Raw genomic sequence first — 16,774 nt, forward strand, 5'->3', positions numbered from 1 at the left:
GACAAACGTTTTTTAGGGGACGTTTGTTCTTTTTGTTGTAGTTCCGTTCTTTTATTTCACAAGTAATCTATGAAGAAAATAAATGGTGTTTGCAACTTGTAAACAAATAAATTTCATGACAAGTGTAACATTACGAGCAACTCTTTCTATTCAGTTTTTATATTGGATATTCATTCAACCAAATTAGCGCTTGTTCATAATCATCAAAAAACTCCACGGATTCTTTTGTATTGGATTGTTGTAAATACTTCAGTATCTCTCCTTCTTCAAGAAGAAATGCAATTGCCTTACTATGATTCAAAATGGTTTCATTGAAGAACTTATCTTTCCATACTTTTTGAACAGAAAAATGATTTGGGGTATACCCTTTTCTATCCACCAACACTTTGTATTTCCGACCCTCAGAAATAAATTGCTGACAAACCTGCTCAAAATCATTAAACCATTCATACACATCTTCTGTATTAATCTGGCCAATTAGATGGGTAACAATCAAATCTCCTGAAACTATTGTGCTGATATTCTGTTTACTCAACTTTTAATCATCTCCCTTAGTGGCAATTATGCATAAAATTCTTACTTGACACTCCCACCCCATCGCTATCACCCTAAGCTCATATAACTTTAATTATAAGCGAGATTGTGTCTTTTTTTCGCCAGTCTATATGTAAATACTTTAAAGATTTCCATACGAAATAAACCCTAATAAGTTTCTTTTTTTGAATTAAATCACTAGATTTTGAAACATGGTACAATTGTAAACGACACCCAATATATGAAAGACTGCTTTCTTCTCATATCTATAGGACTTCTGTCCATCATTTACCGCCTCAAATCTTTTCGTTTTTGCACGTATATTCAAAACAAAATATATGATAAATAAATAACGACAGTTACTGTAATAATGCTGAAAATTGTTGAAAATAAAACGATTTGTGCATGTAATTCAGGCTCTATTTGATATTCCATAGCAATGGTTGATGTATTTCTTGAAGTAGGAAAAGAACTTGCAATAAATAACGATTGTGCAACAATACCATCGATGTTTAGTATGTATATTACAGCAAGTGCTAATAATGGTCCCATCAGTAACCTTCCAATTAAAGCCCATGTTATGACTCGATGGAAAAAATTAAGTTTAATGTTGGATAATTGCGCCCCTAGCAATATGAGTGCTATTGCAACAAAACCATTCGCAAGCTGATTAAGAGGTAGCAAGATAGAATTAGGTATTTGAATTTTAAAAGATTGAAAGAGAACCCCTAATACGAGCGCATGAAATACAGGCAGTCTTAGAAATGATTGAATAATACCTCCGATTGTTTTTGTTGCTGATAGTAAGTTATATATCCCATATGAATAAGTTAAAAGATTCTGGAAAATCACAATAAAAATCTGAATGGAAACCCCCACTGGATTGTGACTGAAAATCAATTGACTTACTGGTAACCCATAATTACCGGAATTCATTAACGAAATGCTATTTTTTAGAGCTGCACTTTCTCCTTTTTCTAACTTTAATGTTTTTGAAATGAAATGACTTACTATGATCAGACTCAGACTATAAAGCATTAAATAGTATATTATTTGGAGCAACAAACCTGTCTCTATACTAATATCATATATATTCACAAATACAGCCGCTGGCATTAAGCAATAAGTAATAAGTGTAGAAAGCTGCTTTAAGTTAAATTGGAACTTTCTTTGTAAGATTGCACCAATTAGCATTAATATTAATATTGGTAATATTACGTCTAGTATAATAAAAACAAACATGTAAAACCTCATTCTAAATATATTTTAGTTGGATTAAACACTTTACTAAATATGAATCACATTTAATCAGTCGGAAAACCCCTTCAATTCTCAATAATCAGAAAAACTTAAACCAATAATATGAAAATGTGCATCAAAAATTCTTATTTCATTTCCCTCTCCTCTCTTTTCTTTAACATACCAAATATAAATCATAAAGAAAATTATGGATTATTTATACAAATTCATAATTTTATCTTATTGACCTAAACTATCTTCTTTATTTTAAGTATACTTTTTCACAATATCCATTAACCTTACCAAAAAATTTGGCCCTAAAAAAATCTGATAATGCAGTTACTATGCGAAGGATACTTGCATCAATCCTATACTTGTCGCTTAAACTACCTAACACACCTGATACTTGTTTATCTTGAGTGGACTTATATTTTTTTCATCTAAACATCCCGATTCAATTAAATATTTGCATTCTAAAAATGAGTTCGATCTTTAGAATAGATTTAAGATTTCCTTAACTAATCTGCCCTTTAATTGAATAACTTTTGACATCTTCATTTTAAAAGCACATTCTTATAGAAAATAAGCGTTTATTGAGAGATCAATAAAAACATGTTGAAGCCTATTACTAAAAGAACCATCCCAAAATACTTTGGGATGGTTCTTTTTCCTTATTAATGATTTTTTAACATCACTAACAGCTTTTCTTGACTATACATCCACACTGTAATGATTAAACAAGCAAGTGCGACTTCTGATAATGCCATAAATCCAATTGCATAATGGCCTGTTAGTTGGAATAGTAATGTTAAAATTAGGGGCGGGAAGAACCCTCCTAGTCCGCCTAAAGCTGAAACGAGTCCATTTACAATACCTGCTTGTTCTGAGAAGTACATTGGAACGAGTTTAAAGATTGTACCATTACCAATGCCTGCACAAAATGCGACTAGTAAGCAACCAAATGTATACACGTTCATACTAGGCATGAATGATAAAATAATACCTGAAAGTGTTAAACCGATAAATACGAAGATTAATATTTTAAATGGATTAAACTTATCGCCGAGCCAACCACCAATCGGACGCATAATTGTTGCGAGTACGATGAATCCTGCAGTTCGCATACCAGCATCTACTTTCTCTAATCCGAAGTGAGATACTAAAAAGTTTGGTAAGTATACTGTAAATGCGACGAATGATCCGAATGTTAAAAAGTAAAAGATACATAAAAACCAAAGTTTCTCATTTTTATATACACCTTTTATTTGTTCCATTAATGGTGTATTCACCTTTTTCTCCTTACGATCACCTAATAAAAAGTTCATAAGTGCAAATGCTGCAAGTAAAACTAAATAACATTGTACTGTCGTTCTCCAGCCAACTGAAGTTGCGATAACAGGCGCTAAAAATGAAGTAATTGCTGTTCCGGCGTTACCGACACCGTAAATACCATTTACAAAACCATGACTCTCTTTCGGAAAGTATTTTGGTAAAGAAGTTACTCCTACAGAGAATACAGCACCACCGATTCCTACAAATAATCCACCAATAATTAAATCCATCATAGAATTGGCAACACTAATATAAAAGACAGGAAGTAATAATAGAATAAAACTAATAAAGAATAATTTTCTTGCTCCGAAACGATTTGTCCAATAACCAATTGGAATGCGAAGAACAGAACCTAAAATAACGGGTACTGCTGTGACCATAGAAATTTGCCCCGCAGTTAATGGGATATCCACTTTAATATAAGGCATTAATGATGATAAAATGACCCATACCATAAAACCTATAATTAGATTAGAAGTTTGTAAACTTAATTGAAAATTAGGACTTTTCATCCTGTTCCCTCCTATGTATGCATATTTATATTCATTCTCTCCAGCCTAATCACGTCGTAACATGATTAAGTCGAAAAGAATCAACCACCACTTACTGGCGGAATTATCGCTATGACATCGCCAGTTTGAATGATGTCATCCTCATTTGCATACTCTTCATTTATAGCTACCATGATTTCATTTGAAATCGCTACGTTGTATTTCTTAATGAGTACCTTCTTTAGTTCAGCAACTGTAATATTTTCACAATCGATTTGTAATGCTGGCTTACTTACTTCTTCTTGTAAATGTGCAAATAATAGTACTTCAATCATATTCTCATCTCCTCTTCAGGCTCACCATTCTCATATGCTACATTCTCTAACTGATCACCAATCCATGATTCACCATCTTCCCAAAATTCTTTCTTCCAAATTGGAACGATTTGTTTTATACGCTCCATAATATATTCGTTCGCCTCATATGCAGCTTTCCGGTGTGGTGTAGAAACAGCGACGACAACAGCAAGATCAGAAATTTGTAATGTACCAATGCGATGTGTAATGGCGACAAATGTCCCAGGCCACCTCTCTCCTACTTCAGTACCAATTCTCTCAAGTTGTTTTTCTGCCATTGTTTTATATGCTACATACTCTAAATGTAGCGTACGACGCCCTTTCGTAAATTCTCTAACAGTACCAACGAAAGTAGTAACTGCGCCGCACTCACGACGAATTACTTTGTTTGTAACTTCCTCAATTGAAATAGGTGTATCAATTACTTCATAATACGTTTGTATCATTTTGCACCTCTTATCTTTGTATAAGTTAGTAATCTATTTTTCTATTATTTGTATGATCGAAGTGGTTCTTCCCACGGCCACTCACTTCCAGCGTTTGATTCTAATAACAGTACCGAAACAGTTATTCCTGCTTCAAATCCTCTCGTTCCTCCTGGCAGGACGATAAATGCGTTCGCCTCTGCAAGTGAAGAAATTGCACTAGATTTATCTAAACCAACTGGTGTAACTTGTAATTGACCATCTACAAATTCCACTCTCCCTCTTACAAAACGAGTAAACGGATTTGCTTTCGAAATGTCTTTCTGTAATATTGCCTCTGCACGATATATGTGCGGATCTTTCCTATGCAAGTATGTTCCAATGACAGGTCGAACAAACAATTCACATCCGACATAACAAGCAGAAGGATTACCAGATAGACCAAATAATAGTTTTCCCTCTAACTCAGCTACAGTTGTCACACTTCCTGGTCGCATCGCTATTTTGTTAAAAAGTACATTAGCTTGTAATCTCTCATAAATAGCCGGTAAATAATCATAGTCTCCTACTGAAACGCCACCAGTTGTAATTAATATATCAACTTCTTTTATCGCTTTTTTTACAGTGTTATAACACGTCTCAAAATTGTCAGCGAATTGCCCATAATACTGTACAATTCCACCTGCTCGTTCAATTTGAGCAGCTACCATATAAGAGTTACTATTTCGAATCTTCCCTGGCTTTAATTGTTCATGTACTTCGAGCAGTTCACTTCCTGTCGTTACAATTCCAATGACTGGCTGTTTTACAACATATACCGTACTATAACCAAACGTAGCAAGAAGCGCTGCAACTCCAGGATTAATAACAGTCCCTTTTTTCACAAAGATGCTATTTTGGTTTACATCTTCTCCTTTAAAAGAAATGTTATCGCCAGAAGAGAAAGAGCGTTTTAATACCATATAAATCTTTTCGTTTTCTTCAAATCCTTCCGTTAGCTCTAACATAACAACCGCATTACACCCTTCCGGAATTGCGGCACCTGTCATAATACGGACAGCTTGAAATGCTTTCACTTCTTCTGTAAAAACAAAGCCTGCTCCAATTTCGCCAATTACTTCAAACTGAATGGGGTTACTACTACTCGCTTCTTTTGTATCTTCCGCTCGAATCGCAAACCCGTCGTATGGAGAGCGATCAAAATGCGGAACATCATGATCTGCAATAACATCTTCTCCAAGTGTTCTACCGTAGCTTTCTATAAGAGAAACCTTTTCCATTTCACCTTGGTAGGCATATTTCATTACACGAGCAACTGCTTCTGCTACTGGAATTGGTATACGTTTATCTAACATTCTTTTTCACCTCGTTTTAATAAGGAAAAAACGATTTTTCTGTTCATCCTATATATTTGGCGTATAATCGTTTTGCTATTTTCACATCATTTGTCCCATGAATAAATGCCCTACCGTCTATAAATAAAACAAAACGATATTCATCAACTAGAAATGATAGTAAGTAAGGCGTTTTTTTGACATGTACACTTTTTTGTAATCGTTTTTGAATTTCGGTTAAATTAAGATTTCTCTTTATTCCTGAACGGATTTGAACTGTATTCCGTCCGCATAACACTTCCGTTTTCATTTGCGCTTCAAATATTAAGCTTGGATACGTTCGTGATTTCCCACAAGAAGGACATGTACTTTTCTTCTGTCTATTTACTTTTAATGAGAGATATTGATTGTTCCAAATATCAAATGACAACATCGTCCCTCTTAATGATTCATAATCACCCACCAATATTTTCATCGCCTCTGTAACTTGGTGAGCAACGACCATTTGTACAGCTGGCTGAATGATTCCGGCTGTATCGCATGTTGCACCGCCCATAGGATGATCCATTAGACAGCGAAAACATGGTGTTTTCCCAGGAAGAATTGTATACGTTACACCGTAACTCCCAATACATCCGCCATATATCCAAGGTATATTTTCTTTTTGTGAAATGTCATTTATAAGTAGACGCGTATCGAAATTGTCAGTCGCATCTAATATGAGATCCACATCTTTTGTTAACTCTTCTATTTCTCGCATTGTGACATCTGTTACAACTGGTACAATTTCCACTTCAGAATTAATCTTTCTTACATGTTCTGCTGCTGCAATTGCTTTTGGTTTACACTGCTGCGCATCTTCTTCTGTATATAACTGCTGCCGCTGTAAATTACTCCATTCGACGTAGTCACGATCAGCAATTGTCAATTTCCCAATTCCCATCCTAGCAAGTGCTTCTGCATTCGCAGCTCCTAGCGCACCCGCACCGATTAGGAGCACATGCTTTTCTCTTATTTTTCTTTGTCCCATTTCACCAATTCCAGAAAACAACACTTGTCTTGAATAACGCTCTTGCATAAGAAATCCTCCTTTCACTATCCACCAATGTAAGACATTTCAACTTTTGGACGTTTACTTGTATTCTCAACCGTTCTTTCATCTGAATATCGATCTGTTCTATATCGCCATGTATCATTTAAAATTTTTAATAGTGATGCATCAGAAATATTTTCTCGAAGAAGCGTTCGCAAATCCGTTCCTTTCGCTCCAAATAGGCATGTGAAAAACTTGCCGTCTGCCGAAATACGAGCTCTCGTACAAGAAGAACAAAATGACTCAGAAACAGAAGTAATAAATCCAACTTCTGCATTACTCCCTACATATCGATACAATTTCGCAACCTCTCCAAAATAACGAGGCTGAGCGGGCTCAATTGGATATACACGATTAATTTTCTCTATTAATTGTTCCTTCGTAATGACTTCTTCAAAATTCCATCCGTTTGTACTGCCTACATCCATAAACTCAATGAAACGGAGCTGAATTTCTTTTTCTTTAAAATAACGCGCCATATGAAGAATTTGACTATCATTCATCCCTTTTTTTACGACCATATTTACCTTTACTTCTAATCCAGCAGCATTTGCTGCTTCTATTCCTTTCAGTACAGGTTTTGTACTTACATTTCTTCCGTTAATTTTTTTGAAGACATGGTCCTCTATCGCATCTAAACTAATATTTACACGTTTTAATCCCGCGTCTTTTAGCGCCTTAGCTTGTTTTGCTAAATGAATTCCGTTTGTTGTGAGTCCAATGTCTTTTAAGCCTTCTAGATTTGTAAGTCTTGCAATTAATTTCGGTAAGTCTTTACGCAATAAAGGTTCACCGCCAGTAAGCCTAATTTTATTAACTCCCATACTTATAAATAATCTAGCTAACCTTTCTATTTCATTAAATGTTAATAAACACTCTTCCTGTAAAAAAGCATAATCAGGTCCGAACACTTCAGCAGGCATACAATATGTGCACCTAAAATTACAACGATCAATAACTGAAATGCGTAAATCTTGAAGTGGCCGCTTTAAAGAATCTTTCATGTTCTCGTGCATCTATATCCCTTCTTTTCTGCTGCAATCCTTAGTAAGTTTTCATTTTTTTATTTGCCTTCATTATAAAAAAGAAGCTACATATTCAATGTGACTTTTCTCACATCACTTTCCCCATTCAAAAAATTTTCACAAATCTGTTCGCATTTTGTTCACATCTTTAGCTACTCCTCCTTACGGTCATTGAAATTTCAATTTATTTTTAAATAGCTCTTGCATTTTCATCATACTTACACTCAAAATAGGAAATGTATTGCTTATAAGAAGAAAGGTGATCACTGTGGCAAACAGTATGACATTATCTCAAGATTTAAAAGAATTACTTGCATCTGTTGAATATAAAATGCAGATAAAAAAAGGTAGTTTTATTTTTCAAGAAGGTATGGAGGCAACAGAACTCTATATCATTCACTCAGGGAAAGTACAAATTAGTAAACTTAGTGCTGACGGACAAGAATTAACACTTCGAATTTGTTCGGAATATGACATTATTGGAGAATTAACATTGTTCACGGATAATGCAAAATATTTATTAAACTCAAAATGTCTTGAAGATGTTGAAGTAGGTGTAATAAAACGTGAAGCGTTAGAAAAAGCATTACTCCAAAAACCCGCTCTTGTATTTGAATTTATGAAATGGATTAGTGAACATTTAAGAAGAATGCAAACGAAGTTCCGAGATTTAGTATTACACGGCAAAAAAGGTGCCCTGTACTCTACTCTTATACGAATGACAAATAGTTACGGTGTATTAAAAGAAAATGGTATTCTCATCGATTTACCATTAACGAATCAAGAACTCGCTAATTTCTGTGCAACTTCACGTGAAAGTGTAAATCGAATGTTAAATGAATTAAAAAAGCAAGGTACAATTTCAATTCATAAAGGAAAGATTACAATCCACGATTTACAATTTTTAAAATGTGAAATTGCTTGTGAAGATTGCTCTGCTTCTGTTTGTAGCATTGATTAGCATCTTATTTAGATGCTAATCTTTTTTCAATTTAAACTACTTATTAACATTTATTCCCTATGTAAACAAAAACGAGGCCTTCCATATTAGACCTCGTTTCGTTTTAACCATTAGCTCCTATCCGTTTACAGCAGTATTATTTTTTCAACTCATTAGGAATACGTCTTCTGTAAATCACATAACTACGGCTTACATATTTAATTGGGGCACTAAATACATGTACAAGTCTTGTAAATGGCCACACTGCGAAAAGCCCCATCCCTGCGAGAATGTGAATTTTAAACCATATTGGTACTTCCATCATATATTCAACTTTCGGTTGGAAAATAAAGAGACTTCGGAACCAAGGGCCAATCGTTGTACGATAATCAAATCCTTTTGAATCGATATTTAAAAATGTTGAGGAAAGTCCTGCTAGCATTACGATAAGTAATAAAATAAGCGCAATATAATCTCCCTTTGTACTCGTTGCAATGATACGTTTTACAGTTACGCGGCGGTACGTTAATATAATTAAACCGCTAATAGAAGCAACACCTGCCGGAAGCCCAAAACTAATTGCTACTACATGATACATATGCTCAGAGATACCTACTGAACGGTATACAGCTTCTGGAATTAAAATCCCCATAACATGACCGCCAATTACGAACATGATCCCAAAGTGAAATAATAGACTTCCGAGTCGGAGCATTTTCTTTTCTAATAGTTCACTAGATTTTGATGTCCATCCAAATTGATCATAGTTGTATCTAAAAATATGTCCACCGATAAAGATTGCAAAAATGATATAGGGAAACAATACCCATAGAAATTGATCCATCATTTTAACAACTCTCCTTTCTAATTTGTCTGTACACCCCATGTTTCGATAGCGAGTAGAACAGCCGCAAGAATTGGTTCATACATACTGTCTGCTTCTTTTAATTGAACGTGTAACGCTTGTATATTCTCCGTGTATTTACTCATAATTGATTCACTGTCTATCTCATTTGCATTTGCAAAGAACTCAAGCAATAGCGGTAAATAATCAGGTAATTCTTTATCTGTTACTTCAAAACCAGATTTTTTATAATGCTGTTTTAACTCCAGTAATTCAATACCTCTTTCTCTTTGTTCACCAGTGTTCATATAAGTAAGATACATATTTGTTTTCTTACCAAAATCGAATGTATATACGTAACTATCAATGAGTTGATCATTCGTTTTATTTAGCACTTGCTTTATAAAGGCTGTAAGTGACGCTTTAACGTCTTCCTGTTTTATTGTTTCAACCTCTTCTTGCAATTCAGTTACAGCTTCTCTCCACCCTAGTTCAGGATAGGAGAGAAGAAAAGAAGAACAAGAAAAAGCTGTTTGTAAACTTTGTCTCATAATTTTCTGCCCCCTTTATTTAAGAAATTGTCATACAAGAGCCTGGACCACCTGTGAATGATAAACCACAGCTTCCTTGTTCGCTATATAAATCTGCCACTTGTTCACGGTGAGATGTCGGGATAACGAAGCGATCTTTATATTTCGCAATGGCAAGAAGACGATACATATCTTCTACATCCTGTTTCGTTAAACCAAGTTCTTTTAATACAGCTTCATTTGGCTCTTTATTAATTTGCAGTGCTCTCATATATGTTCGCATAACAGCCATTTTTTTCAATGTAAGACGAATGTGTGATTCATCCCCTGCAGTGAGTAAATTCGCTAAATATTGAATTGGAATACGCATATTATCAATTGCAGGGAAAACCTCTTCTGCTTGCCAGTTACTACCTTTCCCTTCCACCATGTTCATAATTGGGCTAAGCGGAGGGATATACCAAACCATCGGCATTGTACGATACTCCGGGTGAAGAGGCAGAGCAATTTTCCAATCGATAATCATTTTATAGATAGGTGACTGTTGTGCTGCTTTAATCCATTCTTCAGGAATGCCTTGTTTTTTCGCTTCAGCTGCTATTTCTGGATCATTTGGATCTAGGAAAACAGTAAGCTGAGATTCATATAAATCTTTTTCGTCTTCAACAGAAGCTGCTTCTTTTACTTTATCAGCGTCATATAGCATTACTCCAATATACCTGATACGTCCTACACATGTTTCTGAACAAATTGTTGGCATACCAGCTTCAATACGTGGGAAGCACATTGTACATTTTTCAGCTTTATTCGTTTGCCAGTTAAAATACACTTTTTTATATGGACAAGATGATACGCAGAATCTCCATGCGCGACATGCATTTTGATCTACAAGAACAATTCCATCTTCTTCACGTTTATACATCGCACCAGATGGACAAGATGATACGCAAGATGGATTCATACAATGTTCACATATGCGTGGTAAATACATCATAAAGACGTTTTCAAAATCTGTTTTAATTTCTTCTTCCATTTTCTTTACGTTTGGATCTTGCAATCCAGTTATATGTCCGCCTGCTAAGTCATCTTCCCAGTTTGGACCCCATTCAATTTTGTCGATAAATTCGCCTGTAATTGCTGATTTCGGACGAGCAACTGGCTGATGCTTACGCTGCGGACTATTTGTTAACGTTTCATAATCATAGTTCCAAGGTTCAAAGTAATCATCAATCGTTGGTTGATCTGGATTGTGGAAAATATTCATAAGACGTTTCATTTTCGAACCGGATTTTAGCTGAATTTCACCATTTTTCAATTCCCAACCGCCTTTATATTTCTCCTGATCTTCCCATTGTTTCGGATAACCAATACCTGGTTTCGTTTCTACGTTATTGAAATACATATATTCAGCACCTGGACGATTTGTCCAGGTGTTTTTGCATGTTACGCTACAAGTATGACAGCCGATGCATTTATCTAGGTTCATTACCATTCCGACTTGTGCTTTAATCTTCAAGCCAATCTACCTCCTTCAGTTTACGGATTACAACATTTAAATCACGCTGGTTCCCAGTTGGACCATAATAGTTAAATCCATAACTTAATTGACCATATCCACCAATCATATGTGTCGGTTTTACGTGAATTCGAGTTGGACTATTATGCGTTCCCCCGCGATTACTTGTTAATTTCGTACCAGGTACGTTAATGTGACGATCTTGCGCATGATGCATAAATGCCATTCCTCTCGGTATACGGTGCGTTACAACAGCACGCGCTACAACAACACCGTTACGATTAAAGCACTCAATCCAATCATTATCTGCAACACCCGCTTCAGCAGCGTCCTCTTTATTCATCCAAACAGTTGGACCACCTCTAAATAGCGTTAACATCGGTAATGAATCGAAGTACATACTATGAATCGACCACTTATTATGCGGTGTTAAATAGTTTAATGTAATTTCTTTCCCTTCTACTTCAGGTCGTGATTTACGGAACGGTTTATGTTGCAGAATTGGTTTAAATGTTGCCATCGTTTCACCAAATTCTTTCATCATGTCATGGTCTAAGTAGAAAGATTGTCGACCAGTTATCGTTCTCCAAGGGATGAGACGTTCCACATTTGTTGTAAACGGTGAGTAACGTCGTCCACCTTTTTCTGAACCTGTAAAGGCCGGAGAAGTAATTACTGTTTTCGGTTGTGCTGTAATTTGTTCGAATGTAAAGCATTCTTCTTCACGTTCTTCTGCTAAATCACGTAGTTTTAAATCTGTTTGTTTTTCAAGTGCTTCCCATGCTTTTACTGCCATATGACCGTTTGTTGTAGAAGATAGTGTTAATACCGCTTCAGCAGCATTGATTGCTTCTTTGATGTCTGGACAACCTTTCGCGATAGAATCCGTTCGAACGACTCCTAATTTGCTCTTTAATTGCTCATACTCTTTTTCTGCTGACCAAGAGATCCCTTTCGTACCAATCGGTTGTTTTCCGGCATTTGGTCCAAGCGCAGTCATTTTGTCATAAATCGTTTTATAATCCCTTTCAACAACGTGAATTTGTGGCATCGTTTTACCTGGAATCGGTTCACACTCGCCTTTACTCCAGTCTTTAATTTTGCCAAGTGGTTGCGCTAATTCTTGCGGTGTATCATGAAGAAGCGGTGTTGCCACAACTTCTTTCATTGGTTCAAGATCGATTTTCTTCGCTAAATCAGACACTGCTTTAGAAAGAGAAGTGAAAATATCCCAGTCAGAGCGCGCTTCCCACGGTGAACCGATTGCCGGATTAAATGGATGTACAAATGGATGCATATCTGTACTGCTTAAATCGTGTTTTTCGTACCAAGTTGAAGCAGGTAAGACGATATCAGAATACAGTGCTGTTCCAGCCATACGGAAATCTAAATTAATGAGTAAATCAAGCTTCCCTTCTGGCGCTTCTTCATGCCACTTTATTTCTTCTGGTCGTAATGAATCACTGTCGTCATTCATTAACCCGTTTGTTGTACCTAATAAATGTTTTAAGAAATATTCATGTCCTTTACCAGAACTCGAAATTAAATTCGCACGCCATACGAATAAGTTGCGCGGGAAGTTGTTTTTGTTATCTGGATCTTCAATCGCAAATTTCAGTTCTTTTTCTTTTAATTTTTGTGCAACATATTTTCCGATTTCTTCTTGCGTTGTTGCACCAGCAGCAACAGCCTCTTTATATAATTCAATTCCATTTTTCTCGAATGTTGGATAAGAAGGTAACCAGCCAAGTCGTGCAGCTAATACGTTGTAATCACCGTGATGTTGATAACGAGAGTTACCTTCAACTGGTGATGCTAAATGTCCAACAGGTGTATCTTCATAACGCCATTGATCTGTTACGAAATAGAAGAAGGATGTACCGTTTTGTAATTTCGGTGGACCTTGCCAATCTTTTGCCATCGCGATTGTTTGCCATCCTTCTGCTGGTCTTAATTTTTCTTGACCAACATAATGAGCCCAACCACCGCCGTTTACACCTTGTGCTCCAACGAGAAGAACAAGATTTAAAACGGCGCGATAAATCGTATCAGAGTTAAACCAATGGTTAATACCCGCTCCGACAATTATCATTGAGCGACCATTCGTATCAACAGCATTTTGTGCGAACTCACGAGCGATTTGAATAATAAGCTCACGTTTTACTCCTGTCATTTTCTCTTGCCATGCAGGTGTAAACGGTATATCATCATTGAAGTCTTTCGGTTCTTGTCCGCCAAGCCCTCGGTTCACACCGTAATTTGCTAACGTTAAGTCGTATACAGTTGTAACGAACAATTCGCCCTCTTCTGTCATAACCTTTTTCACTGGAATTGTACGTTCTAATACTTTGTTTCCATCATCAGAGAAGTACGGAATTTGTACAGTTCCAATCGCTTCTTCCATTCCAAGTAAAGAAAGACGTGGATCAATCTTTTCACCTGTTTCTTCATCTTCTAAACGCAAGTTCCATTTCTTTTCATTATCCCAACGTGACCCCATTGTGCCGTGAGGTGTTGCAAAATCATTCGTATTCTCGTTCCAAAGAACAGGTTTCCATTCCCCTAACTTCGTTTCTCGTCCAATATCAGAAGCATTTAAGAACCGATCAGCAACGAATTGATCTCCTTTTTGTTTCAATGTGACAAAGAAAGGAAAATCAGTATATTGCTTCGCATACTTTGTGAAATATTCCACTTGATTATCCACGTAAAATTCTTGTAAGATTACGTGTCCCATTGCCATCGCAAGTGCACCGTCTGTACCTTGTTTCACACTAATCCAATCATCCGCAAACTTTGTTGATTCAGCGAAATCAGGACTGACAGAAACGACTTTCGTTCCTTTATATCGAACCTCTGCTAAAAAGTGTGCATCTGGTGTTCTCGTCATTGGTACATTTGAACCCCATGTCATAATGTAACCAGAGTTATACCAGTCACTACTTTCTGGTACATCTGTTTGATCACCCCAAATTTGAGGAGAAGCTGGTGGTAAATCCGCATACCAATCATAGAAGCTAAGCATCGGTCCACCCATAAGTTGCATAAAGCGACTACCAGCAGCATGACTTAACATCGACATAGCTGGAATTGGTGAAAAGCCAACATTTCGGTCTGGACCGTATTTCATTACTGTGTACAGTAATGAAGCTGAAACGAGTTGTAACACTTCATCCCAATTCGCACGAATGAATCCCCCTTTACCACGCGCCTGCTTATACGTACGTGCCTTTTCACGGTTTTCCACAATGCTTTTCCAAGCCTCTAATGGTGACTCGTTATTTTGCAATTCTTCTTGCCACATATTCCAAAGAACACCACGTACATACGGGTATTTCACACGAAGTGGACTATAAATGTACCAAGAAAAACTCGCTCCACGTGGGCATCCTCGCGGTTCAAAATCTGGCATATCAGGACCTGTAGTCGGATAGTTAAGCTCCTGCCCTTCCCAAGTTACAATTCCATCTTTCACATATATATTCCAGCTACATGAACCAGTACAGTTCACGCCGTGTGTAGAACGAATTACTTTATCATGCTGCCAACGCTTTCTGTACACATTTTCCCATTCGCGATCTTCATATGTTTCTTGTGTATGATTATCGTTATAACGATCTATTGGTGAAAAATATTTTAAACGTCTCATTAGTGCTGAAGTTTTTTTCTTCATACTGTTCACTCCTTTAATACGTCTCTCTTACATACCCTTACTATAAGAGAGGTTGTAAAATACAGATGTGACATTTCGCACAGTTCAAGAGATTGTCAAAAATTCCGGAAAAAATATAAAAAAGTGAAAATCTAATCAGTGTGGAGGGCTCACATCCTTCACCGACTGTTAAATTACTTCCTTGCTTCTAGCAAAGTTTAAGATGAAGTACAGATAATAATGAGCTTGCAAAAAATTTCTTATATAATAGAGGCAGTAATTTGGGAGTAGTTAAATTTAATATACCTAAATCGTTAGATGAGTTAATAAATGAAAATACAATACTTTAAATCCACCATATCAAGGGCAACTATCCTGAAAATAGTTGAACAAAAAACGCCAGGAAATCCATATGAATTGTCAGCAACTTAGATTGAATCAATAGAAGAATACAACAAGAATGGCAGGATTTTAAGATAATAATACAAGGAGTATATTATGAAATTAGAACCGCTTTACGCAGAAAACATTATAGTAGCCGTCATATATAAAAATGAGTTTAGATGGTATGTAACAGATAAAGAACTATGGTTTTTAGATTATAATAAATTAGATAATGCATATAAAAATTTAGGTATAAGCATTGAAGATAATGACGAAACGGAAGAAAGAAATGGAATAAAAGTATTAGATCATGAAAATGTAGAAGTATTTTTAGTAAGGATTAATCAATATAAAACAACTAAAGAAGAATTAAATTATTTACTACTTGAAAATATTAAAAGGAAAAATGCAGGAGAAGATCTATTAGATTTTAGTCCAATCTTATTAATTAACTTTGATAATAAAATACTATATTCAATGTTTCCAGAACTGGCATCCTACGAAAACTATGTACCAAAAGATTGGAGTGGTACATATGAAGATTTCACTGAATTCATACCTACATCAGAGAAATATTGGATAGATAAGTTTAATAATAATCTATTTTCACTATAATTTAAGTAGGAAAATAGTGATGATAGTATAAGAATTTATTACCTTAATAGAGCTTATGAGATTAATAGAGAAGTAAATAGAGTCACTAAAGCCAGAAATAAAGGAGTAAAATAGTCATGAAATATCCATATAGTTTTGAAGTGCTTAACAGTAGTGATTTAGTTATGAGACTTCCTCAAGAAATTAAACTTGTTGAAACTTTTTTAGGAATTGAAGTTACAGCTTTTGGAGATTGGATTTTAGAAGAAATACATAATGTTTTAAACGGAGAAAAAAATTATGTAGTAGTAAATGGCAATATTTGTGGTTTAGAAATTCGGAACGACACAACTACTGTATTAGACAATTTAGCCGAAGATGGTAAAGGAGAATATTGTGAGATTGAAACAATGGAATTGGTAGAATTAATTCATATTTGGTTAAATAAACGAAAAGAATATAAGAAAGATAAAAAATAAAAGAGT

At 35.6% G+C, this 16,774-nt stretch carries 15 protein-coding genes and 1 pseudogene; 3 read left to right on the forward strand and 13 right to left on the reverse strand.

Annotation, left to right across the window (positions count from 1 at the left end; translation table 11 throughout):
* Positions 1-157: 157 nt before the first annotated feature.
* From ACTFR8_RS03870 to moaA, 9 genes and pseudogenes are all read right to left on the reverse strand, one after another.
* Positions 158-535, reverse strand: coding sequence for an STAS/SEC14 domain-containing protein (locus tag ACTFR8_RS03870; RefSeq protein WP_000043364.1), 378 nt, complete (start codon positions 533-535; stop codon positions 158-160).
* A 323-nt stretch (positions 536-858) separates the two neighbouring features.
* Positions 859-1,776, reverse strand: coding sequence for an AEC family transporter (locus tag ACTFR8_RS03875; protein WP_000497508.1), 918 nt, complete (start codon positions 1,774-1,776; stop codon positions 859-861).
* Between the two features lie 304 nt (positions 1,777-2,080).
* Positions 2,081-2,209 (reverse strand): annotated as a pseudogene (locus ACTFR8_RS03880) (PspC domain-containing protein); the annotation flags it as partial.
* A gap of 238 nt (positions 2,210-2,447) precedes the next feature.
* Entirely contained in the window at positions 2,448-3,617 is a 1,170-nt protein-coding gene (gene narK / locus ACTFR8_RS03885; RefSeq protein WP_000841857.1) for a nitrate transporter NarK, read from the reverse strand.
* 80 nt (positions 3,618-3,697) lie between these two features.
* The gene (moaD, locus tag ACTFR8_RS03890) at positions 3,698-3,931 is read right to left on the reverse strand and encodes a molybdopterin converting factor subunit 1 (protein WP_000573681.1); all 234 of its coding nucleotides are present in this window, start codon (positions 3,929-3,931) and stop codon (positions 3,698-3,700) included.
* On the reverse strand, positions 3,928-4,398 hold the full coding sequence (locus tag ACTFR8_RS03895; protein WP_000616829.1) for a molybdenum cofactor biosynthesis protein MoaE: 471 nt from the start codon (positions 4,396-4,398) through the stop codon (positions 3,928-3,930). The genes moaD and ACTFR8_RS03895 overlap by 4 nt, the downstream gene beginning before the upstream one ends.
* A 44-nt stretch (positions 4,399-4,442) precedes the next feature.
* Positions 4,443-5,732 carry a molybdopterin molybdotransferase MoeA gene (locus ACTFR8_RS03900; RefSeq protein ID WP_252209943.1) on the reverse strand — a complete coding sequence of 430 codons (1,290 nt, stop codon included), beginning with the start codon at positions 5,730-5,732 and terminating at the stop codon, positions 4,443-4,445.
* Between the two features lie 43 nt (positions 5,733-5,775).
* The gene (locus ACTFR8_RS03905; protein WP_001158130.1) at positions 5,776-6,789 is read right to left on the reverse strand and encodes a molybdopterin-synthase adenylyltransferase MoeB; all 1,014 of its coding nucleotides are present in this window, start codon (positions 6,787-6,789) and stop codon (positions 5,776-5,778) included.
* 17 nt (positions 6,790-6,806) lie between these two features.
* A complete protein-coding gene (gene moaA / locus ACTFR8_RS03910; protein WP_000545029.1) occupies positions 6,807-7,820 on the reverse strand; it encodes a GTP 3',8-cyclase MoaA in 1,014 nt (337 codons plus the stop codon).
* A gap of 277 nt (positions 7,821-8,097) precedes the next feature.
* Between moaA and ACTFR8_RS03915 the strand changes: the two genes are divergently transcribed.
* Complete coding sequence (locus ACTFR8_RS03915; RefSeq protein ID WP_000013866.1) at positions 8,098-8,790, forward strand: Crp/Fnr family transcriptional regulator; 693 nt, start codon at positions 8,098-8,100, stop codon at positions 8,788-8,790.
* Between the two features lie 136 nt (positions 8,791-8,926).
* Here the strand turns inward: ACTFR8_RS03915 and narI are convergent, their stop codons facing one another.
* From narI to ACTFR8_RS03935, 4 genes are read right to left on the reverse strand one after another with little or no spacing between them, the layout of a single operon-like run.
* Positions 8,927-9,616, reverse strand: coding sequence for a respiratory nitrate reductase subunit gamma (narI, locus tag ACTFR8_RS03920; protein ID WP_000969222.1), 690 nt, complete (start codon positions 9,614-9,616; stop codon positions 8,927-8,929).
* 17 nt (positions 9,617-9,633) lie between these two features.
* Positions 9,634-10,164: a nitrate reductase molybdenum cofactor assembly chaperone gene (gene narJ / locus ACTFR8_RS03925; protein ID WP_001249926.1), complete on the reverse strand. Its 531-nt coding sequence runs from the start codon at positions 10,162-10,164 to the stop codon at positions 9,634-9,636.
* Between the two features lie 19 nt (positions 10,165-10,183).
* On the reverse strand, positions 10,184-11,659 hold the full coding sequence (gene narH, locus ACTFR8_RS03930; protein WP_000692664.1) for a nitrate reductase subunit beta: 1,476 nt from the start codon (positions 11,657-11,659) through the stop codon (positions 10,184-10,186).
* The gene (locus tag ACTFR8_RS03935) at positions 11,649-15,332 is read right to left on the reverse strand and encodes a nitrate reductase subunit alpha (protein ID WP_000730782.1); all 3,684 of its coding nucleotides are present in this window, start codon (positions 15,330-15,332) and stop codon (positions 11,649-11,651) included. Before ACTFR8_RS03935 ends, narH begins: the two co-directional genes overlap by 11 nt.
* A gap of 477 nt (positions 15,333-15,809) precedes the next feature.
* On the opposite strand from ACTFR8_RS03935, the gene ACTFR8_RS03940 reads away from it, so the two are divergent.
* Together ACTFR8_RS03940 and ACTFR8_RS03945 are read left to right on the forward strand one after the other, a co-directional pair.
* Positions 15,810-16,310, forward strand: coding sequence for a hypothetical protein (locus ACTFR8_RS03940; RefSeq protein ID WP_000764324.1), 501 nt, complete (start codon positions 15,810-15,812; stop codon positions 16,308-16,310).
* Positions 16,311-16,426: 116 nt separating this feature from the next.
* Positions 16,427-16,768, forward strand: a complete 342-nt coding sequence (locus tag ACTFR8_RS03945) for a hypothetical protein (RefSeq protein ID WP_000877039.1) — start codon at positions 16,427-16,429, stop codon at positions 16,766-16,768.
* Positions 16,769-16,774 lie beyond the last annotated feature (6 nt).

The organism is Bacillus cereus group sp. MYBK15-3 (assembly GCF_051916765.1).
Classification (GTDB): domain Bacteria; phylum Bacillota; class Bacilli; order Bacillales; family Bacillaceae_G; genus Bacillus_A; species Bacillus_A cereus.

Coding starts and splice junctions, on each gene's coding strand:
- ACTFR8_RS03875 (WP_000497508.1), bottom strand. CDS start 1,776: ATGTTTGTTTTTATTATACTAGACGTAATATTACCAATATTAATATTA.
- narK (WP_000841857.1), bottom strand. CDS start 3,617: ATGAAAAGTCCTAATTTTCAATTAAGTTTACAAACTTCTAATCTAATT.
- moaD (WP_000573681.1), bottom strand. CDS start 3,931: ATGATTGAAGTACTATTATTTGCACATTTACAAGAAGAAGTAAGTAAG.
- ACTFR8_RS03895 (WP_000616829.1), bottom strand. CDS start 4,398: ATGATACAAACGTATTATGAAGTAATTGATACACCTATTTCAATTGAG.
- ACTFR8_RS03900 (WP_252209943.1), bottom strand. CDS start 5,732: ATGTTAGATAAACGTATACCAATTCCAGTAGCAGAAGCAGTTGCTCGT.
- ACTFR8_RS03905 (WP_001158130.1), bottom strand. CDS start 6,789: ATGCAAGAGCGTTATTCAAGACAAGTGTTGTTTTCTGGAATTGGTGAA.
- moaA (WP_000545029.1), bottom strand. CDS start 7,820: ATGCACGAGAACATGAAAGATTCTTTAAAGCGGCCACTTCAAGATTTA.
- narI (WP_000969222.1), bottom strand. CDS start 9,616: ATGATGGATCAATTTCTATGGGTATTGTTTCCCTATATCATTTTTGCA.
- narJ (WP_001249926.1), bottom strand. CDS start 10,164: ATGAGACAAAGTTTACAAACAGCTTTTTCTTGTTCTTCTTTTCTTCTC.
- ACTFR8_RS03935 (WP_000730782.1), bottom strand. CDS start 15,332: ATGAAGAAAAAAACTTCAGCACTAATGAGACGTTTAAAATATTTTTCA.
- ACTFR8_RS03940 (WP_000764324.1), top strand. CDS start 15,810: ATGAAATTAGAACCGCTTTACGCAGAAAACATTATAGTAGCCGTCATA.
- ACTFR8_RS03945 (WP_000877039.1), top strand. CDS start 16,427: ATGAAATATCCATATAGTTTTGAAGTGCTTAACAGTAGTGATTTAGTT.